This is a genomic window from Ensifer sp. NPDC090286 (genome assembly GCF_044769565.1).
Lineage (GTDB): Bacteria > Pseudomonadota > Alphaproteobacteria > Rhizobiales > Rhizobiaceae > Ensifer.
The window spans coordinates 426,370-450,260 of record NZ_JBIVYF010000006.1; the positions used below are offsets into that span (position 1 = coordinate 426,370).

General features: G+C 62.1%; 20 protein-coding genes. 5 read left to right on the forward strand and 15 right to left on the reverse strand.

Features of this window, described 5'->3' with window-relative positions:
* Positions 1-39: 39 nt before the first annotated feature.
* The 5 genes from purU to hmgA all read right to left on the reverse strand — a co-directional run bounded on the left by purU (position 40) and on the right by hmgA (position 5,090).
* Positions 40-924 carry a formyltetrahydrofolate deformylase gene (gene purU / locus ACIQUG_RS28810; protein WP_043618564.1) on the reverse strand — a complete coding sequence of 295 codons (885 nt, stop codon included), beginning with the start codon at positions 922-924 and terminating at the stop codon, positions 40-42.
* A gap of 195 nt (positions 925-1,119) precedes the next feature.
* Positions 1,120-1,758, reverse strand: a complete 639-nt coding sequence (gene maiA / locus ACIQUG_RS28815) for a maleylacetoacetate isomerase (protein ID WP_402325660.1) — start codon at positions 1,756-1,758, stop codon at positions 1,120-1,122.
* 26 nt (positions 1,759-1,784) lie between these two features.
* Positions 1,785-2,801, reverse strand: coding sequence for a fumarylacetoacetate hydrolase family protein (locus ACIQUG_RS28820; RefSeq protein WP_402325662.1), 1,017 nt, complete (start codon positions 2,799-2,801; stop codon positions 1,785-1,787).
* Between the two features lie 55 nt (positions 2,802-2,856).
* Complete coding sequence (locus tag ACIQUG_RS28825) at positions 2,857-3,726, reverse strand: MBL fold metallo-hydrolase (RefSeq protein ID WP_402325663.1); 870 nt, start codon at positions 3,724-3,726, stop codon at positions 2,857-2,859.
* Positions 3,723-5,090 (reverse strand): homogentisate 1,2-dioxygenase, encoded by a 1,368-nt coding sequence (hmgA, locus tag ACIQUG_RS28830; protein ID WP_402325664.1) that lies wholly within the window; start codon positions 5,088-5,090, stop codon positions 3,723-3,725. Before hmgA ends, ACIQUG_RS28825 begins: the two co-directional genes overlap by 4 nt.
* A 175-nt stretch (positions 5,091-5,265) precedes the next feature.
* Here hmgA and ACIQUG_RS28835 point away from each other — a divergent pair, with 175 nt between their 5' ends.
* Positions 5,266-5,730, forward strand: coding sequence for a MarR family winged helix-turn-helix transcriptional regulator (locus ACIQUG_RS28835; protein WP_402325666.1), 465 nt, complete (start codon positions 5,266-5,268; stop codon positions 5,728-5,730).
* A gap of 4 nt (positions 5,731-5,734) precedes the next feature.
* Here the strand turns inward: ACIQUG_RS28835 and ACIQUG_RS28840 are convergent, their stop codons facing one another.
* Entirely contained in the window at positions 5,735-6,214 is a 480-nt protein-coding gene (locus ACIQUG_RS28840; protein ID WP_034787199.1) for an Lrp/AsnC family transcriptional regulator, read from the reverse strand.
* Positions 6,215-6,345: 131 nt separating this feature from the next.
* Between ACIQUG_RS28840 and hppD the strand changes: the two genes are divergently transcribed.
* The gene (hppD, locus tag ACIQUG_RS28845; RefSeq protein ID WP_402325667.1) at positions 6,346-7,458 is read left to right on the forward strand and encodes a 4-hydroxyphenylpyruvate dioxygenase; all 1,113 of its coding nucleotides are present in this window, start codon (positions 6,346-6,348) and stop codon (positions 7,456-7,458) included.
* A 174-nt stretch (positions 7,459-7,632) separates the two neighbouring features.
* On the opposite strand, the gene ACIQUG_RS28850 is transcribed toward hppD, so the two are convergent.
* The 7 genes from ACIQUG_RS28850 to ACIQUG_RS28880 all read right to left on the reverse strand — a co-directional run bounded on the left by ACIQUG_RS28850 (position 7,633) and on the right by ACIQUG_RS28880 (position 16,531).
* Positions 7,633-8,589, reverse strand: a complete 957-nt coding sequence (locus tag ACIQUG_RS28850; RefSeq protein ID WP_402325669.1) for a glycoside hydrolase family 26 protein — start codon at positions 8,587-8,589, stop codon at positions 7,633-7,635.
* A 23-nt stretch (positions 8,590-8,612) separates the two neighbouring features.
* Entirely contained in the window at positions 8,613-9,128 is a 516-nt protein-coding gene (locus ACIQUG_RS28855) for a DUF995 domain-containing protein (protein WP_043618595.1), read from the reverse strand.
* A gap of 50 nt (positions 9,129-9,178) precedes the next feature.
* Positions 9,179-11,143: a glycosyltransferase family 2 protein gene (locus ACIQUG_RS28860; protein WP_402325670.1), complete on the reverse strand. Its 1,965-nt coding sequence runs from the start codon at positions 11,141-11,143 to the stop codon at positions 9,179-9,181.
* Positions 11,140-12,123, reverse strand: a complete 984-nt coding sequence (galE, locus tag ACIQUG_RS28865) for a UDP-glucose 4-epimerase GalE (RefSeq protein WP_402325671.1) — start codon at positions 12,121-12,123, stop codon at positions 11,140-11,142. The genes ACIQUG_RS28860 and galE overlap by 4 nt, the downstream gene beginning before the upstream one ends.
* 1 nt (position 12,124) lies before the next feature.
* Positions 12,125-13,165, reverse strand: a complete 1,041-nt coding sequence (locus ACIQUG_RS28870) for a UDP-glucuronic acid decarboxylase family protein (protein WP_402325672.1) — start codon at positions 13,163-13,165, stop codon at positions 12,125-12,127.
* 538 nt (positions 13,166-13,703) lie between these two features.
* Positions 13,704-14,504: a LuxR C-terminal-related transcriptional regulator gene (locus ACIQUG_RS28875; RefSeq protein WP_402325673.1), complete on the reverse strand. Its 801-nt coding sequence runs from the start codon at positions 14,502-14,504 to the stop codon at positions 13,704-13,706.
* Between the two features lie 1,097 nt (positions 14,505-15,601).
* Positions 15,602-16,531: a siderophore ABC transporter substrate-binding protein gene (locus ACIQUG_RS28880; RefSeq protein ID WP_402325674.1), complete on the reverse strand. Its 930-nt coding sequence runs from the start codon at positions 16,529-16,531 to the stop codon at positions 15,602-15,604.
* A gap of 253 nt (positions 16,532-16,784) precedes the next feature.
* Between ACIQUG_RS28880 and ACIQUG_RS28885 the strand changes: the two genes are divergently transcribed.
* The 3 genes from ACIQUG_RS28885 to ACIQUG_RS28895 are packed head-to-tail and all read left to right on the forward strand — an operon-like array spanning position 16,785 to position 19,442.
* Positions 16,785-17,729, forward strand: coding sequence for an ABC transporter permease (locus ACIQUG_RS28885; RefSeq protein ID WP_402325675.1), 945 nt, complete (start codon positions 16,785-16,787; stop codon positions 17,727-17,729).
* Positions 17,719-18,687 (forward strand): iron chelate uptake ABC transporter family permease subunit, encoded by a 969-nt coding sequence (locus tag ACIQUG_RS28890; RefSeq protein WP_402325677.1) that lies wholly within the window; start codon positions 17,719-17,721, stop codon positions 18,685-18,687. The genes ACIQUG_RS28885 and ACIQUG_RS28890 overlap by 11 nt, the downstream gene beginning before the upstream one ends.
* Positions 18,684-19,442, forward strand: a complete 759-nt coding sequence (locus ACIQUG_RS28895; RefSeq protein WP_192450866.1) for an ABC transporter ATP-binding protein — start codon at positions 18,684-18,686, stop codon at positions 19,440-19,442. The genes ACIQUG_RS28890 and ACIQUG_RS28895 overlap by 4 nt, the downstream gene beginning before the upstream one ends.
* Positions 19,443-19,541: 99 nt before the next feature.
* Here the strand turns inward: ACIQUG_RS28895 and ACIQUG_RS28900 are convergent, their stop codons facing one another.
* Complete coding sequence (locus ACIQUG_RS28900; RefSeq protein ID WP_402325678.1) at positions 19,542-22,640, reverse strand: efflux RND transporter permease subunit; 3,099 nt, start codon at positions 22,638-22,640, stop codon at positions 19,542-19,544.
* Positions 22,637-23,794 carry an efflux RND transporter periplasmic adaptor subunit gene (locus ACIQUG_RS28905; RefSeq protein ID WP_402325679.1) on the reverse strand — a complete coding sequence of 386 codons (1,158 nt, stop codon included), beginning with the start codon at positions 23,792-23,794 and terminating at the stop codon, positions 22,637-22,639. Before ACIQUG_RS28905 ends, ACIQUG_RS28900 begins: the two co-directional genes overlap by 4 nt.
* Between the last annotated feature and the right edge of the window lie 97 nt (positions 23,795-23,891).

Genomic DNA, 23,891 nt, shown 5'->3' on the forward strand with positions numbered 1-23,891 from the left:
CGGCGTCTCTGTTTTTCGCAGTCAGTTTCGCCTCGCGCCTCAGCCCATGCGCTCGGAAGCGTAGGAACCCGGGCTCGGTGGGAAGACGACGACGCGGTTGCCGTTGATGAAGCAGCGGTTGTGGATATGGGCGTGCACGGCGCGGGCCAGCACCTGGCTTTCCACGTCGCGGCCGATCGAGACATAGTCTTCCGCGCTCTGGGCGTGGGTGATGCGGGCGATGTCCTGCTCGATGATCGGGCCTTCGTCGAGGTCGGCGGTGACGTAATGCGCCGTCGCGCCAATCAGCTTCACGCCACGCTCATAGGCCTGCTTGTAGGGGTTGGCGCCCTTGAACGACGGCAGGAAGGAGTGGTGGATGTTGATGATCCGGCCAGACATCTTCTTGCAGAGCGCGTCCGAAAGCACCTGCATGTAGCGGGCGAGCACGATCAGCTCGGCGCCGGTCTGGTCGACGAGTTCGAGCAGCTGGGCCTCGGCCTTCGGCTTGTTCTCCTTCGTCACCTTGATGCAGTGGAAGGGAATATCGTGGTTGACGACCACCTTCTGGTAATCGAAGTGGTTGGAGACGACGCCGACGATGTCGATCGGCAGCGCGCCGATCTTCCAGCGATAAAGCAGGTCGTTGAGGCAATGGCCGAAACGCGACACCATCAGCAGCACCTTCATGCGCTCTTCGCTGTCGCGGATCTCGGCGTTCATGTCGAAGCGCTTCACCACCGCTTCGAAGCCGGCCTTCAACTCGTCGAGCGTGGCGCCTTCCTGGCTGATGAAGCTGAGACGCATGAAGAACAGGCCAGTTTCGAGGTCGTCGAACTGCGAACTGTCGGAGATGTAACAGCCTTTTTCGGCGAGATAGCCGGTGATCGCGGCGACGATGCCACGGGTGGTCTTGCAGCTGACGTTCAGCACATAGCTTTTCATCGGTAGGTCTCTCGCTCCAGAGGTTTTTCCGGCCCCCCTTATACGGCCAGTCACACAAAAACTAGCGCGGCCTTTTCGCCGCCGTCGATCCATTCGCGACATTCGCTTGACGGAACCGGCCAGACGAGGCGGCCGCATCACGCAGGCTCGCCCGAAGGTGCAAGGAGAAGGGATCAAGCGGCAAGCTGCGTGGCCTCAGCGCGGCGTGCGATCCGGGTGCGCGCGGGCGAAAGCCTCGATCTCGGCACAGTTCTGGTCGATCGCGACGAGCCGCGGACAGGCCGAAAGATCGACGTCCCATCGGCGGGCATTGTAGACCTGCGGCACCAGGCAGAAATCCGCCATGGTCGGACTGTCGCCATGGCAGAAGCGCCCGGTCGCGGGATGGTCGAGCAAGCGCTCGAAAGCGGAAAGCCCCTCGCCGATGAACTTGCGCATCCAGTTCCGCCGCGCCGCGTCGCCGTCCTCGGCATTCGCCATGACGTAGGACACGACGCCGAGATTGCAGGTTGGGTGGATGTCCATGGCGATCGCATAGGACAGCATGCGCACCCGCTGACGTCCGACGGCATCACCGGGCAGGAAGCCGGTATCGGCCCGCGTTTCGGCAAGATATTCGACGATGGCGAGCGATTGCGTGAAGCGCTCGCCATCGATCTCAAGCACAGGCACGAGCCCTTGCGGGTTGCGGGCCAGATGCTCCGGCTGCTTGTGTGCCTTGGCAAGCAGGTCGACCGGCACCGAACGATAGCTTTCACCGATGCTGTTGAGCGCAATACGCACCCGATAGCTCGCCGAGGATCGCCAGTAGTCGTAAAGGACGGTCTCGCTCATGCCTCTGCCCATTTTCTTATCTGCGGTCAGGCCTTGGTATAGGCTTCGACGGTCTGCTCGATCGCGCCGAAGATCGAGTGACCGGTCTTGTCCTTCATCTCGATGCGCACGACGTCGCCAACTCTGAGGAAATGCGTCTTCGGTGCGCCGCCAACGATGGTTTCGATCATCCGGACTTCCGCGATGCAGGAATAACCGGCGCCACCTTCGGCAACTGGCTTGCCCGGCCCGCCGTCGAGCTTGTTGGAAACTGTGCCCGAGCCGATGATCGTGCCGGCCAAAAGCGGCCGGGTCTTGGCCGCATGTGCGATCAGTTGGGCGAAATCGAAGGTCATGTCGATGCCTGCGTTCGCGCGGCCGAAGGGCTTGCCGTTGAGATCGACGTTGAGCGGCAGATGCAGCTTGCCGCCATCCCACGCGTCACCCAGCTCATCCGGCGAAACGGCAACCGGCGAGAAGGCCGACGACGGTTTCGACTGGAAGAAGCCGAAGCCCTTGGCAAGCTCGGCGGGGATGAGGCCGCGCAGCGACACGTCGTTGACGAGCATGACGAGACGGATCGCCGACCTAGCCTCGTCGATGGTGGCGCCCATCGGCACGTCGTCGACGACGACGGCGACTTCGCCCTCCATGTCGACGCCGAAGCTTTCGTCGGCAAGCGGGATCGGATCGCGCGGCGCGATGAAGCTGTCGGAACCGCCTTGATACATTAGTGGATCGGTCCAGAAGCTCGCCGGCATCTCGGCATTGCGGGCCTTGCGCACCAGCTCGACGTGATTGACGTAGGCCGAGCCATCGGCCCATTGGTAAGCGCGCGGCAACGGCGACAGTGCGTCATGCTCGTGGAAGCGGATCGTCGGCTGAGAGCCGGTCTCGATCCCTTCAGCCACACGCGCAAGCCGCGGACCGGCATGCGCCCAATCGTCGAGCGCTGCCTGCAACGAGCGGGCGATGTGCCCGACTTCCGAGCAGCGGGTGAGATCGCGAGAGACGACCACGAGCTTTCCGTCGCGCGTACTGTCCTTGAGTGTCGCCAGTTTCATGCAGTCCTCCCTCTCAATCTTTTCATTGTTCGCGCAATTTCGGACGAAACTGCGCTTAGACGGACGAATCGTCCGCTACCTTCACAACAAGGCCGTCGGCGGCGATCGTCAAGGCGCCCGCCCAGTTTTTGCGAGCCGCCGCAATCCAGTGGCTTTCTGTAATTTCCGGATCGTCGGCCGGGATCAGATGATGCAGCACCAACCGCCCGACGCCGGCGGCGGTTGCGATCGCTGCCGCCTCTCCGGCGAAGCTGTGGCTTGCCAGCAGATGCTCCTTCAGCCGCGCGCCATTGCCGGTGCGCGCCACCAACCGGTTGACGCCTTCGGCAAGCATTGCCTCGTGCACGAGAATGTCGGCCCCTCTGGCGAAATCGGCAAGCGGCGGGAAATAGGCGGTATCGGACGAAAATACGACCGAGCCTTCCGCATGGTCGAAGCGGAGCGCAAAACAGTCGGTGACCGGCGGATGGTCGACGCGCAGCGCCGAAAGCGTCAGGCCGTTCTCGGAGAAGATTTCGCCTTCGGCGAACTCGATGACCTCGACCAGCGCGCGCAGGTCCGGCCGGCCTTCGTCGACGATGCGGATGTCGATGTCGAAGGCCATCGACTGCAGGAAACCGTGCCAATAGGCGTGGGTACCTGCAGGTCCGAAGACCCGCACCGGCTGTGATAACCCAGCGGTCCAGGCCGTGTGAATGAGCGGGCCAAGTTCCAGCACATGATCCGAATGCAGGTGGGTAATGACGATCAGGTCCAGCGTCTTCAGTGTGACACCGGCATCGGTCAGCCCACGGGTGACGCCGAGGCCGCAATCGACGACAACAGTCCGGCCGCCGATTTCGAGCAGCGACGAGGTCGGCCACGGGCCGCCCGGCCGGATCGCCGGACCACCCTTGCTGCCGAGCAAAACCAGGCGTGAACTCAAGACCAATCGCCTTCCGGCGTCCCGTTGAACCGCTTCTTGAGATCCGTCCAGCAGTCGATGTAGTTGTCCTGCAACGTCTCCAGTTCGGCGGCGTAGCGGGTCAGCTGCTGCGGGAAGCGGGTCTCGAACATGAAGGCCATCGTATGGTCGAGCTTCACCGGTTTCAACTCGCTATTCGTCGCTTTGTCATAGCCCGAGGCATCCGGACCGTGCGCCAGCATCATGTTGTGCAGGCTCATGCCGCCCGGCACGAAGCCCTCTTCCTTTGCATCATAGCGGCCATAGATCAGCCCCATGAATTCGCTCATGATGTTGCGGTGATACCAGGGCGGCCGAAAGGTGTGCTCGGCCACCAGCCAGCGCGGCGGGAAGATGACGAAATCGATGTTCGCCGTGCCCTCTTCGCCTGAGGGCGCGGTCAGCACCGTGAAGATCGACGGGTCCGGATGGTCAAACAGGATGGCGCCGACCGGCGAATAGGTCTTGAGGTCGTACTTGTAGGGCGCGTAGTTGCCATGCCAGGCGACGACGTCGAGCGGCGAGTGGCCGATCTCGGTCACGTGGAAGCTACCGCACCACTTCACATGCACGCGGCAGGGCGTCTCCTTCTCCTCGAAGGCGGCGACCGGCGTCTTGAAATCGCGCGGATTGGCGAGGCAATTGGCGCCGATCGGGCCGCGGTCGGGCAGCGTGAACTTGGCGCCGTAATTCTCGCAGATATAGCCGCGCCAGACCTTCTCGTCGCCAAGACGCGTCACCTTGAACATGGTGCCGCGCGGCACGATGCAGATCTCGGAGGGTTCGACGTCCATCTTGCCGAGCTCGGTAAAGACCTGGATCGCGCCCATTTCCGGAACGATCAGCAGCTCGCCGTCGGCATCGAAGAAATAGTCGTCGACCATGTCGTCGTTGAAGGCATAGGCATGCGCCGCCATGCCCGAATGCGTCGGCGCATCGCCCGCCGTCGTCATGGTGCGGATGCCCTGAAGGAAATTCAGCTTTTCCGTCGGCGCCGGAAGCGGGTTCCAGCGCAACTGGCCGAGAGCCAGGGAATGGTCGGCAACATGCGGTGCCGTCTTCCAGTGCGGATAGTCGATCTTGTTGAAACGGCCGGTGTGGCGAACGCTCGGGCGGATGCGGTAAAGCCAGGAGCGCTCGTTGGTGCCGCGCGGCGCGGTAAAGGGCGAGCCCGAAAGCTGCTCGGCATAGAGGCCATAGGCACATTTCTGCGGGCTGTTCTGCCCTTGCGGCAGGGCGCCCGGCAGGCTCTCGGTCTCGAAATCATTGCCGAAGCCGGGCATATAGCCAAGCGCTTCGTTGGCCTTAGCCTGTGTCCCGGCCTGTTTTCCTGCCTTGTCCAGCATCGTCGTTCCTCCTCCTCTTGGGCGCCCTGCTTCGGCTTCGCGAAGCGACCTTGAAAGGTCCGGCGCAATCCCAAATACCGCGGCGACGACCATTTCCCAGGGTGGACGCAGGCGTGGCCTTCGGCATATTAGTTGCAATCGTAACTATCGATTTTGTAACTATCAAGGATGCCCGATGGCCGCCGATGGCTTCGAACTCAATACCTTCCTGCCCTATCGCCTGAACCGCGCCGCGGAATTCGTCGCGCTGCGCTTTGCTGCCCAGTACAAGGCGCGCTACCAGCTCACCCGCCCGGAATGGCGCACGCTCGCCGCCCTTGGCAGCACATGCCGTCCGATGACGGCCACCGAAGTCGGCGCGCACTCGGCCATGCACAAGACCAAGGTCAGCCGCGCCGTCGCCCTGCTCGAAAAACGCCGCTGGCTCACTCGGCGCGAAGACGAAAACGACCGCCGCATCGAACATCTGGAACTGACGAAGACAGGCATCCGGGCCTATGGCGAATTGACGGAGCTTGCCGTCCGCTATCAGTCGGAACTCGACACGCTGATCGGCCCGGCCGGGATGCAGGCGCTCGCCGTCGGGCTGGAAGCAGTGGAACGTGCCATCGGCAGGTTCGACCCTCCGCCCTCGGCCTGAGGCTTCAGCCCTTCATCCGCTCGGGGATCGGCACGCCCTCGAAGCTCTTCAACGTTTCAAGCACTATCGACGTCTTCACATGCTGCACGCTGTCGTGCGGCAGAAGCACGTCGTTGACGAAGCGCGACAGCCCCGCAAGATCCGGCGTCACCACCCGCATGTGGTAGTCCATCTCGCCGGTGAGCGCATAGGCCTCCAGCACCTCAGGCAGCCCCGAAATGAGCTTGCCGAAACGCTTGGCATTGTCGCGATTGTGGGTGGCGAGCGTGACCGAGATCACCACCATCAGATCGAGCCCGAGCTTCTGCCGGTCGATCTGTGCCTGGTAGCCGGTGATATAGCCTTCCGCTTCCAGCCGGGTGCGCCGGCGCGAACATTGCGACGGCGAAAGCGCGATGCGTTCCGACAGCTCGTTGTTGGTCAGATGCCCGTCGCGCTGCAATTCGCTGAGGATCTTGAGATCGAACCCGTCAAGCTGCTCCATTCGTGCATCCTAATACGCCATATTGCATGTTTCGTGCGCCATTCTGTCTAAACTGCGCAAGAATACAAGCATCATGCATGGGAATTGCGTCATACTCCAGCAAAGTTTGGAAGAACAAGAGGAGACTTCCGATGGGCCCCTTCCCGCATGACGCCCCGCCGGCAACCATTACCGCTGACAACCCCGCCGGTACCGACGGCTTCGAGTTCGTCGAATTCGCCCATCCGGAACCGGAAAAGCTCGCCGAGCTCTTTACCCGCATGGGCTACAGCCCGGTCGCCAGGCACAAAAGCAAGAACATCACCGTCTGGCGCCAGGGCGACATCAACTACATCCTGAATGCCGAGCCCGGCTCGCACGCCATGCGTTTCGTCGACGAGCACGGCCCCTGCGCCCCGTCGATGGCCTGGCGCGTCGTCGACGCCAAGCACGCCTTTGACCATGCGGTCTCTAAGGGCGCGATCCCTTATGAAGGCACGGACAAGTGTCTCGATGTCCCGGCGATCGTCGGCATCGGCGGTTCGCTTCTCTATTTCGTCGAGACTTACGGCGCCAAGGGCTCGGCCTACGAGGCCGAATTCGAGTGGACCGGCGAGCGCAATCCGAAGCCCGAGGGCGTCGGTTTCTATTATCTCGACCACCTGACCCACAACGTCTATCGCGGCAACATGGACAAGTGGTGGGCGTTCTACCGCGAACTGTTCAACTTCACGCAGATCCACTTCTTCGACATCGACGGCCGCATCACCGGCCTCGTCAGCCGCGCGATCACCTCGCCCTGCGGCAAGATCCGTATCCCCTTGAACGAGTCCAAGGACGATACGAGCCAGATCGAGGAATATCTGCGCAAGTACAAGGGCGAAGGCATCCAGCACATCGCCGTCGGCACCGAAGGCATCTACGACGCCACCGACAAGCTGTCGGAGAACGGCCTGAAGTTCATGCCGGGCCCGCCGGAAACCTATTACTACATGTCGCACGACCGCGTGCACGGCCATGACGAACCGATCGAGCGCATGAAGAAACACGGCATCCTCATCGACGGCGAAGGTGTCGTGAACGGCGGCATGACCAAGATCCTCCTGCAGATCTTTTCCAAGACCGTTATCGGCCCGATCTTCTTCGAGTTCATCCAGCGCAAGGGCGACGAAGGGTTTGGCGAGGGCAACTTCCGCGCCCTGTTCGAATCGATCGAAGCCGACCAGATCCGTCGCGGCGAACTGGGACCGCAGGCAGCCGAGTAATCGAGTCCGGCATCGGCCGGACGGCACTGCCCAATCAAATCAGCCTCTCGCCTCAAGCGAGGGGCTTTTTACTTTGGAGGCCTTGCGGCTGCTGCAAGACAGCCACGTCCAGCGGCCCACGCCCAAACGTCCGCACCCAACGTGCCCCAAAAGAGGCACGTATCGGCGAGCGCCTCAGTTCGTGGCGTCGTTGACCACCCGCCAGTTCGGCCGGCCAAGGTCGTGCGGCCAATCGATGACGTCGCGATCGTTGAAGTAGACGACCTCGGCGAGATTGGGGAACTGCGCATCCGCTTGCGTTGCGGCGTTCATCCAGGGCTGCATATAGGCCTGGCTGCCTTCCCATCCGAGCTCGGCCACCCAGATCGGCTTGTTGTATTTGGCGACCAGATCGTAGCCGGGTTTCAGCGCCTCGGTGAAGGTCTTCGGCGCGCCGTATTCGATCTTGTCGAACGGTTCGAGCCCGAAGACCGAGAGGCCGACGAGATCGACGTAGTCATCGCCCGGATAATAGTCGACGAGGTTCGGCAGCCCCTTGGGCGACCACATGATCTGCGCCTTCGGCGCCTTCGCCCGCACGATGTCCATCGCGTGCCGGTACGCCTTGATCCAGTCCTGAGGCTCCCAGCCGGCCCAGGAGAAGCGCCCGGAGGTGTCTTCCATTTCCTGGCCCCAGCGCACGATGACCGGGCTCTTCAGCTCGGCGATCGTGTTGGCGATCGCTTCCATGTTGGCGTCATACTCGCCTCTGAGCATGCGGTCGCGCAGCTGCGTCGGCGTCAGTTTCCAGTCGAGCGACCAGGACCAGGGCTCGATGGTGATCAGCAGGTTGCGGTTGCGCTGGAGCGCGTATTCGTCCGCGGCCTGCAGGGAGGCGAGGTCCACGTCTTCCCAGGGCAGGAACAGGGCCTCGGTCGAGACGTCGTTCTGTGCGCCGAAATCACCGTGAGGGTCATAGGCGCCGAATTTCGTTCCGCCCGGGTGAATGACCGGACGTTTATCGCTCATCGTCTGCTCTGCACTGGTCGCAGGATTGGCTTGTTCCTGCGCCAACGCGGATACCAAGCTTGCACTGAGATCCAGCTGGAGAGCCAGAGCCGTGCATAGCGCGAATGCCAATTTGCGTTTCATTTCATCCTCCTGCGGCAGAACGTCTATTTCTTGGCCAGGAACTGTTCCTTCAGCCGGAGTGCCTTGGCCGTGATGTTGTCGTGGGCGACGAAGCGTTTGTACTCGTCGCCGGCGCGGGGCTTGGCATGGCTGAAGACGTACCACTTCCCGTTGGGCACCTTGCGTTGATAGACCGTGTCGCCGATCCGGGCGTGACCGAAGCAACTGCGGGCGTTGCCGGCATTGGCCGACGTCGTCCAGGTGGCCTGCATGCACATCATGCCGAGGTCGCTGACGTACCAGTTGCCTTCGGCAAAGGAGCGGTCGCCCTTGCCCTTGTCGACGAACGCGACGAGCTTGCGCCCATGGGCTTCGAACCGGGCACCGCCCGTCGACCATTCCCAGGTCTTGTTGCGGTAGAGCGAATAGACCTCATAGGCGCTGAGCGGCGTCGGCTTGACTTCCATCTTCGCCTTGACCGGCTCGGCGCCGAAATAAACCGCGGCCGCTGCCAAAGGCACCAGCAGCGGAAGAGCTACAACTTTCAACGACCCTTTCATTGCACTTCTCCTCGCATTGGAGACCACACACACTCGACTGCTTGCCGTCGTCATGACGGCACATGAAACCGACCGACCTTCCTGGTCGTTATCGTTTCCCTGTTCCTTGGTTGGCTGACATTCGATGCACTGATTTCGCCGCGCGCGGGCCCGTCGGAGGGCTTTGAAAACCCTCTCCATTTCAGGCGGAAGCGAACGGTTTTGAGATTGGTGCCGCTGCCGGCACCGGCGACCGTGTATCTCGTTTCGGTTAAGCTCACGAATTGCAGGCCGTGTGACAACGCCTGCGTGGCCTCGGCCCCATGGCGTACGGCCGATTGAGCCGAGAGCACCGAGACCAGCACCAGGCACCCGGCCGTCGCCGCCGTCATCGTCGAGCGCGGGATCAGGCCCAGCCGGTTTTCTCGTGCGTGGCAAATGAGGATCACCGCCACCAGCCCCGCATAGATCAGCGCGTTGATGCCGGCAAAGACGTAAAACCCGCGTGCCGTGCCGGCATCGGAGATGCCCCAGGCGACCAGCGCCGACGCCAGGGCGAGCACGAGATAGGGCATCAGCACCCGCAGCGGCAAGGGCGCAGCGGCACCGCCGCCCTTCGGCGTGATGCGGAAGTCGACGAAGTTGCCGGTCAGGTGATCGCGCACTGCCGCAAGGCAACCGAGCAGCGACCAGGGCCAGCGCGCAAACAGGAACAGCGTGCCTTCCCAACTCAGGACGCGCGCATCATAGGGCCGGAACGTGCCCGTCGAGCGCCAGAAATAGGCAAGCGCGATCAAGACCAGCGAGAGCGGCACAAAGTGCAGCAGGAAGTCCGGATAGGTGACGGCGACGAAGGTCCGGCCGGCGGCGAGCGCCACGATCGGCATCAGGAACATCAGCGCCATGAAGGACGAAAATAGCGGATACCAGAGCTGCGAGAACAGGAACTGGAACTTCAGCCGCGGCGACAGCTTCGGCACGTAGACCGGCGAGTATTTCAGCAGGATGGTGACGAGGCTTCGCGACCATTGAAACTCCTGGACCACCAGATCGGCGAAGTTGGCCGGTCCGTCGCCATGGGCGATCGCGTTCAGCGCATGCACGCCGCGCCAGCCATGGGCATTCATGATCAGCGTGGTCGAATGGTCTTCGGCAAGTTCGGGCCCCAGTCCACCGATCTGCTTCAGCGCCTTGGCCCGCACGGCATAGTGCGAGCCGATGCACAGCGGCGCCCAACCGTTGTTGTAGCCGGCCTGCAGCGAGCCGTGCATACTGGCTTCCGCATGGAGCCGCCCGCGCGCCGCCCAGCTGGTGGCGGCGTTGGCGTCGCAAATGCTCGGCGCCGAGACATAGCCGACCGACGGGTCGTTGAACGGACGCAGCACCTCGACGAGATAGGTCGTCTCCGGCACATGGTCGGCATCGAACTGGGCGACGAAATCATAGCGCTCGTAGCCATAGTGATCGTAGAAATAGGCAAGGTTTCCCTCCTTGCACCGTGTCCGGCGCGGCCAGGAGGAGCGGTGGTAGTCCGCGACACCCTTTCGCGTCGAGATCAGCACCCCGCGCGCCGCGCACCAGGCGATCGTGTCCGGCGCCGGGTCTTCGTCGGCAAGCCACACGTCGAATTCACAGCCGGTCTGATCGAGCATGGCGAGCAGCGTCTTGCGCACCACGGAAAAGGGTTCCGAAGGCGCCTTGGTCACCACCATCGCGACCCGCCCCCGCGGCACCGGGCCGGCGCTTGCCGCCATCACCTTCGCGCCGGAAAAGATCACGATGAAATAGACCGGCAGCAAGGTGATCCACCCGACGACGACCGTGATCAGCACATAGGACGGCCAGTCGACGACGTGGGCGGGATCAAGCCACCACTGCCAGAAATACAGGAGGGCGCCAAACCATGCGGCAATGCCGAGGACATGAAGCAGTTGCAGCCGGCCCGAAAACAGGGCGGTCGGCGCGGAAGCCGCCTTCCGGCTCTTATCGATGGCGATGGTCTCATTCGGTTTCGCAGTTGCCGGCGACCAGCTCATGAGCGCACCTCCAGTCCGAAGTTCGGCGCGGCGGTCGCGATGATCGTGTCGATGTCCGAGAGCTGCGGGCTGAAGCCCAGCCTCTGGCGCGCCCAGTTCGTGTCGGCATAGAGAACCGGCGGGTCTCCGGGCCGGCGCGGCAGCATCTGCACCGGCACCGGCCGCCCGGTCACCCGGTCGATGGCCGACAGCACCTGCCGGATCGACGTTCCGTGACCAGAACCAAGATTGGCGTGCAGCACCTCGCCGCCGTCGCGCAGGTAGTTCACGGACGCCACATGCGCATCGGCAAGGTCGGTCACGTGGATATAGTCGCGGATGCAGGTGCCATCCGGTGTCGCATAGTCGTCGCCGAAGACGTCGAGCCTGTCGATGCGGCCGGCCGCCGCCATCAGCGCACGGGGAATGAGATGCGTTTCCGGATCGTGCTTTTCGGTCAGCTGCCCTTCCGGATCGGCGCCTGCCGCATTGAAGTAGCGCAGCGCCACCGAGCGGACGCCGTAGGCGCGGGCATAGTCGCCAAGCATCAGTTCGATCATCAGCTTGGTGCGGCCATAGGGATTGATCGGCAGCTGAACCATGTCCTCGGTAATCGGCAGCTGCGGCGGGATGCCGTAGGTGGCGCAGGAGCTGGAAAAGACGATACGTCCCAGTCCGGCCACCCGGCAGGCCTCCAGAAGCGCGATGCTGCCCGCGACATTGTTGGTGTAGTACTTTCCGGGATCCTCGACCGATTCCCCGACATAAGCGGACGCGGCAAAATGAATGAGGCATTCGGGCGAATGGGTCCGAATTGCCGCCGCCAGCCGTTCCTTGTCCTCGATCGCTCCCTCCACGAGGGGGCCCCATTTCACGTTGGCCCGATGCCCCGTCGACAGATTGTCGTAGACGACGGGCACGATACCCTGCTCAGCCAGGCGCTTGCAGGTGTGGCTGCCTATGAAGCCGGCTCCGCCGGTGACCAGTGCGACGCGAGACATGTCATACCGCCTCTCCGGCCACTGCGCAGTCGGCCGCACTGAGGCGCTCGTCGAAATGGGCGATCGTGCGCTGGAGGCCTTCGCGCAGCATCACCTTCGGTTCCCATGCGAGCTCGCCACGCGCCTGCGTAATATCGGGCCGCCGCTGGCGGGGATCGTCGGTGGCTGCCGCCAGATGCACGATGCGCGAGCGCGAGCCCGTCATCGAAATCACCATCTGCGCGAGCTCGAGAACCGTGAACTCTCCGGGATTGCCGAGATTGATCGGCCCGGTGCACGGGTCGGCCGAGACAGAAAGGCGGAGGAAGCCGTCGATCAGGTCGTCGACATAGCAGAAGGACCGTGTCTGGTGCCCGTCGCCGTAGATCGTCAGGTCCTTGCCCTGAAGGGCCTGGACGACAAAATTGGATATTACCCGCCCGTCGTCGGGGCGCATGCGCGGACCATAGGTGTTGAAGATACGCGCGACCTTGATCTTCACGCCGTGGCTCCGGTGGTAATCGAAGAACAGCGTCTCGGCCGACCGTTTGCCTTCGTCATAGCAGGCCCGCGGGCCGGTCGTGTTGACATTGCCGAAATAGGTTTCCCGCTGCGGGCTGGTCAGCGGATCGCCATAGACTTCCGAAGTCGAGGACTGGATGACCGTGGCGCCAGTGGCCTTGGCGTTCTCGAGCGCATGTAGCGCGCCGAGAACGTTCGTCATCAAGGTCCCGACCGGGTCCGCCTGATAGTCCGGTGGTGACGCTGGCGAGGCAAAGTTGAAGATGACATCAGCATCGATCAGATAGGGTTTCCGAACGTCGTGATCGATGATGTGGAGATGGGGGTCTTGCGCCAGATGAGAGAGATTTTCGCGCCGGCCGGTCGAAAAGTTGTCAAGACAGATGACCGTATGCCCCAGGGAAATAAGTCTTTCGCAAATATGAGATCCGAGAAAACCGCTTCCACCCGTTACTAGTATTTTCTTCGGTATTCCTGCGATCTTCTTTAGAAATTCCCGCTGTCCGAGCACGGACAGCGGTCCCGTGACGACCTTTCGCATGAGCACCTCCAATTATTAAGCTCACCATTTTCGTTGGTGATTTGGAGACGGGATGCGAGCGCAATAGATAATAAAAATATTCTCTTTATTACAATGACACGCACAACCCGACAAAAAATAAACTATTCAATCGAAATCAATATTTTTCAGTTTTTCAATTTCAATATTAGCTAATTATCAAATACGAGCCATTCAGTCAATATGTATGGAATTTATTTCCAGTAAATAATCCAAAATTACAACAAACTACTATTGACATAATCAAATGTGATTACTTTTCAGCCAATCTGACTCAAAAGTAACAAAATATTTACCAGAATGTTCTAGGGTAAATTATGGCTTGATCTTCGGAGTTTTACATACCTGTCGCGGAGACATGCCGCAGCCGGACCGCCCGGCCATTCGCCGGGCAGGTTCCAAAGCAGCATTTGATTTCGAGAGCAGCCCCAAGAGAGTTCACCTGGGGCCGAAGGGAACCTGGCATGTCTGCGATGACATCCAGGCCCTCAAGCGGACAAACGCCCGCTTTGCGTCGCGCCTAGTTCTTCCAACGCGACAGGATGACGTCGCCGTTGCGCTCCGTCGCCGCATCGTTGGTGAAGTAGCGAGACGCCGCCTCCGTACGGTTTCGAACGTTCATCTTCTTGTAGATGTTGCGGACGTGAACCTTGACGGTATTTTCCGACAGCCCGAGCCGGTCCGCGATGATCTTGTTCTGCGTGCCCTTGCAGATCAGATCGAGGATCTGGACTTCGCGTGTCGTCAGGCCGTCCGGGCCGGCATCGCGCTTGCGCCGCCCCGTTCCCGAGACGGCCGTCTGGCCCGGAGCTTCCCCGCGCCGGCCGTAAAGGCTGTTCGCCGCGAAAGGCTCGGGAGAAAGCCGCCGCAGCAAAGCCGCCGGGAAATGTTCGCCGCCCTTCATCAGCAGGTCGATGGCGGCAAGGCAGACATCCAGATTGAGGTTCAACGGCAGGACGCCATGGATGAGGCGCTCTTCGACGAAGCCGGCAATCGACGGGTCGAGTTCCTCGGCATTCTCCACCACCAGGCCGATCGACGCCCGCGGGTGGAACTCGTGAATGGTCCGCAAGATAGCCGGAAAGGACTTGGGAGGCATCCGGTACAGCATGATCAGCGTGACATCGACGAGATTGCCATCGAGCAGATTGTCGGGATCGGAGAAGCTGACGATATCGTGCCCTTGAAACCTGGACCCGACGGCCTGCATCAGGCATTCGGCGAACAGATCGATCTTGGCGAGCATTACGATTTTTTTCTTTTGTGACAAAGCCTTGTTGTTATCTTCAAAATCACTCACTTTGGAGCTTCCAGGATACATTACGCCCTCCTAGGATTTTTCCATTTATTTTTATGGGTGCCCCGGTCTGGCCGTCGGCACGCCCCACTTTCAAAAAATTTATTCGGAACCACTTATGCGTCACGTTTTTTCCTGCGCGATAAAATTCGCGATAGCTAATGTAACGTAAAGATCTCCGCAACGAAACAGCCCAAAAGGATTAGAGAAGCGCCGGAAGGGCACTTAAATCGTTATAAATCGAACCATCTTTGGGTTATATTGTAAACGTTCTGTTTACCAAGGCGCGGAACGCCCTCAAAAACAAGGCTCTAGGATATCGCCGCAAGAGCCGATGTCCTATGCATTTCTGCCAAGGCGCGGCCGGTGAGACGCGATAAATGGATTAGTTAAACAGGCCCGCACGGCCGTTCTTAATCCCCTCTTCCGCTCCGAAATACGCAGGAATACTTACTCCGGACTAGGACGCCCTTCCTTTACTATCGGCGATCTCCCGCATCCCGGCGCAAACGGCCTAGAGTGCCGGGGCTACGCTGGACGGATGCCTCTGAAAAAGCTTGGGATTTCATCGCTGCGCCAAGGGTTTGCCGCCGATGGTTAGACGCGAAAGTGTCAGTAATTACAAACCACTAACTAGAATTGGTATCTTCCGCGTCACGCCGTTTGGAGTCAAATTGGACTTTCGTTCCGGAAGATCAAACGGGTCCGGCCGAGCGCCACCAAGCGCTTGTAGCCAATAAGAAACCCTGCCTTTCGGAGAGTTGAGTCCGCGTTCCATCGAGTAAGCGTAAAGCAAGTCGACATATAGCTCGGACCCAATCCGGGCGAACATTATATAGAAAAGTAAAAACTAAAATAAATTTAGCAAAAAAGCGAAAATCTCTAAATCAAGATATTACGTGTCTCTCCAAAAGGAGCCAACACCGGATAAATACCGTAAGAGTTAAGGGTATTTGGTGTTGGCTTCCCCTTGTCCCGAAATCCGCCCGGCGACGAAAAGAGCTCCCCTATGGGCTAGTTGTGACAGGCGATCGCGAAAGCGGCGCTTTGAAACACGCCTGCACGCAACGCAGCAATCGGGTGGTAAACAACGACGCCGCAATGCGGCGTCGTTGTTGTTGTCACTTCTTGCTCAGCGCCTGCGTCAGCTGATCGACAATATCCTGCTGTGACTTCAGGCCCGATGCCGTGAGGTAAAGCTTGGCGGAGTCGAGATAGACGACGTGCCCGTCCTTCCAGGCTTTCGTCTGCCGCACGAGTTCGTTGTCGAGCAGGGCCGCTGCCGGCTGTGCCTGCTGGCCGATGGCCGCATCGCGATCGACGACGAAGATCCAGTCGGGGTTGGTTTCGAGAATATATTCGTAGGAAACCGCCTGACCGTGGGTCGCGACCTGCAGCTCGGGATCGGCCGGCTTGATGCCGAAGGCATCGTGCAATGCGCCGAAACGCGATCCCTTGCCATAGGCGCTGATCTTTCCGCCGGTCGTCAGCAGGATAAGGCCGGTGCCGTTTTCGGCCGCAAGGCCGCGCAGCGCCTCGATCGAGGAATCGAGCTTGGCGATGCTTGCCTTGATCTCGGCTTCCTTGCCGAAGATCTCGCCGAGAATCTCCGCGTTCTTCTTGACGCTGCCGATGAGGTCCTTGTCGTCCGAGGTCAGGTCGATCGTCGGCGCCAGTTTGGCGACTTCGGCGTATTTCGCCTGCGACCGCCCGCCGACGATGACGAGGCTGGGCTCCGCAGCGTTGATGGCTTCGAAGTCGGGCTCAAACAGCGTGCCGATCTTCGCATAGCTATCGGCCTTGTATTTTTCGAGCGACGGCGGGACGGCCGACCCGGGAACGCCAGCGACAGGAATACCGAGCATGTCCAGTGTTTCCAGCATGCCGAAATCATAGACCAGCACCGTCTTCGGGTTTTTCTCCACCTCGCTGACGCCGCTGCTGTGCTCGATCTTCAGTGTTTCGGCAAGCGCCATCGATGCGCCGCCAGCCGTCATCACGGCCGCAACGAGCAGGCTGCGCAGACCATTAGAGAAGGGGGATATATTCATGACTATTTACCTCATGTTTTCTCCTCCTCCCTAGCGCGATTTTACGGGGAGGGCAATGTGCGCATTGCGCGTCATTCTCACCTCACAAAACTTGACGAAGCCGATCATATATAAGACTAAGGCGTGCCTTCGATCGAGCGCTCCTGGCGGCCACAACCCCAGGAGTTCCGTTGCGGCGGTCGATGGATAGAATGCAGCCACGGGATACGAGAGCGGTGGTCACCACGAAAAGCAGCTGGAGCGTGACGCAACCATGAAGGCGGTCCTGTTTGCCATCCCGGTCGTCCTGCTGCTTGCCGCCGTCAGCGTCTTTACCGGTGTCGGCAGCCTTGCGGCCAGCGACGACGGCCGCGGCTGGCTTCTGGTAGTCGAGAGCCGCGTGCCGCGCACGCTGGCGCTGATGCTCGCAGGCGCCGGCCTCGCCGTATCCGGCACGATCATGCAGATGCTGGCGCGCAACCGCTTCGTCGAGCCGTCGACCGCCGGCACTGCCGAATCCGCCGCACTCGGAATGCTGTTGGCCATGCTGATTGCGCCGAACCTGCCGGTCGCCGGCAAGATGGCGTTTGCCGCCCTGACCGCGCTTGCCGGAACCGCCCTGTTCCTGCAGATCCTGCGGCGCGTTCCGTTGCGCTCGGCACTGATGGTGCCGCTGATCGGCCTGATGCTCGGCGGCGTCGTCAACGCCATCACCACCTTCATCGCCTATCGCTACGACCTGATGCAGTCGATGGGCGCCTGGATGTCCGGCGATTTCTCGGTCGTGCTGCGTGGACGCTACGAACTGCTGTGGATCGGTTTCGCGCTGACGCTGGTTGCCTACGCCACCGCCGCGCGCTTTACCGTCATCGGCATGGGCGAAGCGATCGCCCGCAATGTCGGGCTCGACTACGACAAGGTGGTCACCCTCGGGCTTGCCATCGTTTCCATGGTCACGGCGACTGTCGTTGCGACCGTCGGCATGATCCCGTTCCTCGGCCTCGTCGTTCCCAACATCGTCAGCCTGATCCTCGGCGACAACCTCAGGCGCACGTTGCCGGTGATCGCCATCGCCGGCGCCGGGCTGGTGCTCGCCTGCGACATCGTCGGGCGGATGGTGATCGCGCCTTATGAGGTCCCCGTCGGCACGGTCATGGGCGTGATCGGCAGCCTCGTCTTCCTTCATCTCCTGCTTTCGAGGCGGTCCCATGCAGGCTGATGCCAAGCGGATTTCTCCGTCGACCGTCCTACTTGCATCCGCTGCGCTCGCGCTGCTGTCGATGATCGCCTTCATGACCATCGGCGCCAAGGGAAGCTGGAGCTTCATCCTCTCCTTCCGCGGCACGAAGCTGCTCGGCATGGTGCTTGTCGCCTACGCGATCGCCGTCTCGACGGTGCTGTTCCAGACGATTTCCGGCAACCGCGTCCTGACGCCGTCGATCATCGGTTTCGACGCCATGTACACGCTGCTGCAGACGGTCATGGTGTTCTTCCTCGGTGCCGCCGGCGCGGCAAGCATCAACCCGCAGATGCAGTTCACGCTCGAAACGACCGTGATGGTCGGCCTGTCGCTGCTCCTGTTCCGCGCCCTCTTTTCCGGCGGCAGCCGCAGCCTGCATCTCCTGATGCTGGTCGGCGTCATTCTCGGCGGCCTGTTCCGCAGCCTCTCCTCCTTCCTGCAGCGCGTTCTCGACCCCAACGATTTCATCGTGCTGCAGGACCGTCTGTTTGCGAGCTTCAACAGCATCGATGCCAGCCTGCTCGGCATTGCCGCTGCAGCCACTCTTGGCGTGACCTTCGTCCTGTGGCGGCTATCGCCCACCTTCGATGTGCTCTCGCTGGGGCGCGAGGCGGCGATCGGGCTCGGCGTCGACCATCAGCGTGTCGTGACGCTTCTCCTGATGCTGATTGCCATTCTGGTGTCGGTCTCCACCGCGCTCGTCGGGCCGGTCACCTTTTTCGGCCTGCTCGTCGCAAGTCTCGCCTGGCAGTTGACGCCCACCGCCAGCCACCGCTTCGTGCTGCCTGTCGCCGTCTTTATCGCGATCGCGACGCTCGTCGGCGGCCAGGTCATCCTCGAGCGGCTGTTTTCCTTCAACACGGCGCTTAGCATCGTCATCGAATTCTTCGGTGGCCTAGTCTTCATCTTCCTGCTCGTCCGAGGCTCCGCGCGATGATCGAGATCCAAGAGGTAACCAAATCCTATGGCGGCACCGCCGTCGTCGACCGGGTGTCGCTGACGCTGCCCACAGGCGGCCTGACCTCGATCATCGGCCCCAACGGCGCCGGCAAGTCGACGCTTTTGTCGATCGTCAGCCGGCTGATGCCGATGGATACGGGCAAGGTACTGGTCGATGGCCTCGACGTCAGCCGCGCTGCCGGCGACGTGCTTGCCCGGCGGCTGTCGATCATGCGCCAGGACAACCACATCACCGCGCGCCTCAGCGTGCGCGACCTCGTCGCCTTCGGACGCTACCCCTATTCCAAGGGACGGGTGACGGCAGCCGATGCGGAACACATCGATCGCTCGATCGCCTATCTCGGGCTCGAACCCTACCAGAACCGCTTTCTCGACGAACTCTCGGGCGGCCAGCGCCAGCGCGCCTTCATCGCCATGGTGCTGTGCCAGGACACCGACTACATGCTGTTCGACGAGCCGCTGAACAATCTCGACATCAAGCATGCGGTCGAGACGATGAAGCTGCTGCGGCGCCTCGCCGACGATTTCGCCAAGACGGTGGTCGTCGTGCTGCACGACATCAATTTCGCCTCTGCCTATTCCGACCGCATCGTCGCCATGCAGGGCGGCCGCCTCGCCTTCGAGGGCCCGCCGCAAGACATGATCGTGCCCTCTCGGCTGCAGGCGATCTTCGATGTTGACTGCCGCGTCCACGCCGTCGGCGACACGCGCCTCGTCAACTATTTCGACTAGAACCCATAAACCACCGCTGGGTCCCAACGCGCGAAGCGCGCTGCACGGAGACCCATGCAGCGCGCTTCGACAATGCGTATGCCGAGATGAGGCGATGCGCTACCCGGCCGCGCCGGATGCGCCCTCCTTACCGATCCGGACCGCATCCGCCGCATGGTCCTCGTCCGTCACCGAAGAGAAGCGCTTCAGCCAGCGGCCCATCTTGGTGTTGATGTCGTCCATCACGGTGAACATGACAGGCACGAAGACGAGGCTCAGCATCGTCGAGGTGATCAGGCCGCCGATCACTGCAACCGCCATCGGCGCGCGGAACGTCGCACCGGCGCCGACGCCGATGACCGCCGGAACCATGCCTGCCACCATGGCGATCGTCGTCATGATGATCGGCCGCGCGCGGGTGACGCCCGCCGTCAGCAGCGCCGTACGCCGGTCCGCACCTTCGTTGCGGCACTCGATCGCATAGTCGACCAGCAGGATCGAGTTCTTGCAGACGATCCCCATCAGCATCAGGATGCCGATCATCGACGAAAGGTCGAGTGCCGCACCGAACAGGATCAGGGCCAGCGCGGCGCCGCCGATCGACAACGGCAGAGCCACGAGGATGGTCACCGGCTGCAGGAAATCCTTGAAGAGCAGGATCAGAACCGCCACGACCATCAGGATGCCGGCAAGCAACGCCAGGGCGAAGTTGCGGAACATCTCCGACATGTATTCCGCGTCGCCATAATTGGCCTGCGACACGCCTGCGGGCAGTTCCTTCATGGCCGGCAACGCCGAAATGACGTCGAAGGCCGTGCCGAGGGTGATGCCGTTAAGGTTGGCCTCGACGGCGATCAGCCGCTTGCGATCGAGACGCTCGACGCTGCTTTCCTCGGCGCCGAAGGAGACGTCGGCGACCGAAGTCAACGGCACCAGGGCGCCCGCATTCGTGCCCACCCGCAGATTGCGCAATGTGTCGAAATCGCCGCGCGCCGACCGGTCGAGCATCACCCGGATCGGCACCTGGCGGTTGCCGAGGTTGAAGCGCGCGGAGTTGCTCTCGCTGTCGCCCATCGTCGCGATGCGGGCGACGGTGCCGATCGACGTCACAGATACGCCGAGCCTTGCCGCCTCGTCGAAGCGCGGCTTGACCAGAAGCTCGGGCGAAAGCAACGGCTCGGTCGACCGCACGCTGACCAGACCCGGGAGCGCACGCATCTCGCTTTCCAGGCGCCGCACCGACGCCATCAACGTTTCTGGGTCGTCGCCCGTCAGGTAGATAGAGAGGTCCTTCGCGCCCTCGGTCGAGGAGAACGTCGCCTGGATGTCGGGCGTCTCGGCCAGCAAGGGCCGCAACGACAGCTCGAAGGACTTGCGGTCGAGTTCACGCTCCTTGCGCGGCTTGAGCTTGATGCGCAGCGATACCTCGTTGAGACTGTCGGTCGTCGCCAGGACGTTCTCGACTTCCTTGCGCTCCTTGAGCTTGGCTACGAGATCGTCGGAAATGCGCGCCGTCTCCTCAAGCCTCGTGCCTGGCGGCAGGATGATCTTGAGCTGCGAGACGTTGCTGTCGCTCGTCGGCACGAAGCCCGTCGGCAGCATGGTCAGAAGCGCGATCGAGCCGACGAAGATCAAAGCGACCATCGAGAGCGCGGTCTTGCGGTGATCGAGGGTCCAGCCGAGCATGCTGCGATAGGCGTCGCTGATGCGCGACGGTTTGACGGCATGGGCGTGACCGGGCTTCGGCCGCAGCAGATAGGCCGCCATCAGCGGCGTCAGCAGGCGTGCGACCAGAAGCGAGAACAGTACGGCGATCGCGACGGTCAGGCCGAACTGCTTGAAATACTGCCCGACCGCGCCACCGATGAAGCTGACCGGCGCGAAGACGGCGACGATCGTCAGCGTCGTTGCGACGATCGCAAGGCCGATCGCATCGGCCGCGTCGATCGCGGCGATGAACGGGCGCTTGCCCATGTCGACATGCCGCTCGATGTTCTCGATCTCGACGATCGCGTCGTCGACGAGAATACCGATGACCAGCGTCAGGGCCAGAAGGCTGATGCCGTTGAGCGTGAAGCCGAGCAGGTCCATCACCGCAAAGGTCGGCAGGATCGACAGCGGCATGGCAAGCGCCGAGATCAGCGTCGCCCGCCAGTTGCGCAGGAACACGAAGACGACGACGATGGTCAAAAGCGCGCCTTCGATCAGCGCCGTGACGGCCGCATCGTAGCTTTCCTGCGTATACTCGACGAGCGAGATCAGCTCGGTCATCTCGACGCCGGGGGTGCGCGCCTGGATCTCCTTCAGCCGCTCGATGACGCGCTCGGCAACGACCGTGTCGCTCGCGCCCTTGCTGCGCGAAACCGAGAAGCTGACGATCGGTTCGCCATCGAAATGAGCAAAGCTGCGCGGCTCGGACGAGGTGTCCTCGATCGTCGCAATGTCGGAGAGCTGCAGCCAGCGGCCGCCTGCAAGCGGGATTGAAAGCTGCCGGAGCTCGTCCACCGAGCCGGCACTGCCGACGGTGCGGATCGACTGCTCGCGCCCGCCGATTTCACCGCGACCGCTCGGGATGTTGATGTTGATTTCGCGGAGTGCCGTGTTCACCTGGTCGGCCGTCACGCCAAGCGCCAGCAACCGCTCGGGATTGAGCGAAACCCGCACCTCGCGGCTGACGCCGCCGAGGCGCTGCACCTTCTGCACGCCGGGCAGCGTCAGCAATTCGCTGGTGATCGTGTCGTCGACGAACCAGGACAGCTCCACTTCCGACATGTGCGGCGCCCGCACGGCGTAATAGACGATGGCGCTGCCGTCGACGTCGAGACGCGAGACGATCGGCTCCTGAATGGATTGCGGCAGGTCGGCGCGGATCTGCGCCACGGCCTCGCGCACGTCGTTTGCCGCCCTGTCCGGATCGGTGCCGATCTTGAATTCGACCGTGGTCGTGGAGACGCCGTCGGTAATGGTCGAGCGGATGTGACTGACCCCGACGAGGCCGGAGGCGACCCCTTCGACGCGACGCGTCACCTGCGTTTCCATTTCACCGGGCTGCGCGCTCGGCTGCGTGATCGTCACCGTCACGATCGGGAAGGATACGCTCGGATTGGCGTTGACCGGCAGCCTCAGAAACGAGGCGATCCCGATCAGCGTCAGCACGACGAAGAGAACAATCGTCGGAACGGGCTTTCGGATCGCCCAGGCAGAAATGTTGCTCGTCATTGCTGGTCGCCCGTCTGCGTCGGCTGGACGTCTTTCGTTGCGACCGCTTCGCCTTCGCGCAGCGACGCCCCGGATTTAAGGACGACACGTTCGCCGGTCGAAAGGCCCGAGGTGATCTCCACCTTGCCACCCTGGCGCATGCCCGCCTTGACCGGCTTGCGCACGACTTGGCCGCCATCGACGACGAAGACCGAGACGGCGCCATCCGGCGCACCGAACAGCAGGGCGGAATCGTCGACCATGATCGCCTTGCGCTCGGCCACGACGATCTCCGCCCTGCCGAACGTGCCCGCGAAAGGCGGGCGCTCGGTCGACAGCGTGACCTGCGCGGTGCCGAGCCGGGTCTCGCGGTCGATCTTCGGGTTGATCACCCGCACGCGCCCTTCGATCCAGTCGTTGCGCCCCGAAAGCTTGACCTTCACCGTCTGGCCGACCGCCAGCAACGGCAGCTCGGTTTCCGGCACTTCGGCCGCAAACTCGATTTCGCCGCCGCGAATGAGCTTGAGCAGCGGCTCCGAGCCCGCAAGCGCGCCGGCGCGCGCAAGCCGCTCCGACACGATCCCGTCGGCGGGCGCCACGATCACGGCACGATCGAGCTTCCGGCGCGCCTCGGCCTCGAGCGCTTCCGCCTGGTCGTAATCGGCCCGCGCCACCTGGACGGCCTGCTCGGCAAGGGCGAGCGCCGAGACGCGCTCTTCGAGAGTGGTGGCGGCCTGAAGGTGGCTCAACTGCCGGGCGCGGGCGAGTTTCCTCTGTTCCTGCGTGACCGTCTCTTCTTCCCGCGCCATCGCGGCGCCGGCGCGCGCAACCCGGCCCTTGGCCTCGCGCAGCAGGTTCTCCAGCATGTCGGTTTCCAGCCGGGCGAGCACTTGGCCTGCAGCGACCCGATCGCCGATCTCGACCTCGACACTGGCAATGCGCTGGTCGGTCAGAGTGGTGCCGACGGCAATCTCCTCGCGGGCGACGAAGATGCCGGCAAAGGAGCGTGTCCATTGCTGCGGGCGGCTGTCGGCAACAAGCGTCGTCACCGTGCGGGTGGCAGACGGGGCGGGAACGGAGGCTGCGGCCTCTCCCGAGGCGCGCGCCGGACCAGCAGCCGCCGCAATCACGAGCAACGCTGCGAGAGCGACGTTCAACTCAACTGTACGTCTCATTTCATTGGCTTTCCATTGGCGGGGCCGGCGGCGTGATGCGCCTGCGGTACCGGATCCCGGGTCGGGCAAAGGGCGTCGATAATTTATTAGACCATTC

Excerpts from the sequence above, each read along its gene's own strand:
- purU (WP_043618564.1), bottom strand. The coding sequence starts at position 924 with ATGAAAAGCTATGTGCTGAACGTCAGCTGCAAGACCACCCGTGGCATC.
- maiA (WP_402325660.1), bottom strand. The coding sequence starts at position 1,758 with ATGAGCGAGACCGTCCTTTACGACTACTGGCGATCCTCGGCGAGCTAT.
- ACIQUG_RS28820 (WP_402325662.1), bottom strand. The coding sequence starts at position 2,801 with ATGAAACTGGCGACACTCAAGGACAGTACGCGCGACGGAAAGCTCGTG.
- hmgA (WP_402325664.1), bottom strand. The coding sequence starts at position 5,090 with ATGCTGGACAAGGCAGGAAAACAGGCCGGGACACAGGCTAAGGCCAAC.
- ACIQUG_RS28835 (WP_402325666.1), top strand. The coding sequence starts at position 5,266 with ATGGCCGCCGATGGCTTCGAACTCAATACCTTCCTGCCCTATCGCCTG.
- ACIQUG_RS28840 (WP_034787199.1), bottom strand. The coding sequence starts at position 6,214 with ATGGAGCAGCTTGACGGGTTCGATCTCAAGATCCTCAGCGAATTGCAG.
- hppD (WP_402325667.1), top strand. The coding sequence starts at position 6,346 with ATGGGCCCCTTCCCGCATGACGCCCCGCCGGCAACCATTACCGCTGAC.
- ACIQUG_RS28850 (WP_402325669.1), bottom strand. The coding sequence starts at position 8,589 with ATGAAACGCAAATTGGCATTCGCGCTATGCACGGCTCTGGCTCTCCAG.
- ACIQUG_RS28855 (WP_043618595.1), bottom strand. The coding sequence starts at position 9,128 with ATGAAAGGGTCGTTGAAAGTTGTAGCTCTTCCGCTGCTGGTGCCTTTG.
- ACIQUG_RS28860 (WP_402325670.1), bottom strand. The coding sequence starts at position 11,143 with ATGAGCTGGTCGCCGGCAACTGCGAAACCGAATGAGACCATCGCCATC.
- galE (WP_402325671.1), bottom strand. The coding sequence starts at position 12,123 with ATGTCTCGCGTCGCACTGGTCACCGGCGGAGCCGGCTTCATAGGCAGC.
- ACIQUG_RS28870 (WP_402325672.1), bottom strand. The coding sequence starts at position 13,165 with ATGCGAAAGGTCGTCACGGGACCGCTGTCCGTGCTCGGACAGCGGGAA.
- ACIQUG_RS28875 (WP_402325673.1), bottom strand. The coding sequence starts at position 14,504 with ATGTATCCTGGAAGCTCCAAAGTGAGTGATTTTGAAGATAACAACAAG.
- ACIQUG_RS28880 (WP_402325674.1), bottom strand. The coding sequence starts at position 16,531 with ATGAATATATCCCCCTTCTCTAATGGTCTGCGCAGCCTGCTCGTTGCG.
- ACIQUG_RS28885 (WP_402325675.1), top strand. The coding sequence starts at position 16,785 with ATGAAGGCGGTCCTGTTTGCCATCCCGGTCGTCCTGCTGCTTGCCGCC.
- ACIQUG_RS28890 (WP_402325677.1), top strand. The coding sequence starts at position 17,719 with ATGCAGGCTGATGCCAAGCGGATTTCTCCGTCGACCGTCCTACTTGCA.
- ACIQUG_RS28895 (WP_192450866.1), top strand. The coding sequence starts at position 18,684 with ATGATCGAGATCCAAGAGGTAACCAAATCCTATGGCGGCACCGCCGTC.
- ACIQUG_RS28900 (WP_402325678.1), bottom strand. The coding sequence starts at position 22,640 with ATGACGAGCAACATTTCTGCCTGGGCGATCCGAAAGCCCGTTCCGACG.
- ACIQUG_RS28905 (WP_402325679.1), bottom strand. The coding sequence starts at position 23,794 with ATGAGACGTACAGTTGAGTTGAACGTCGCTCTCGCAGCGTTGCTCGTG.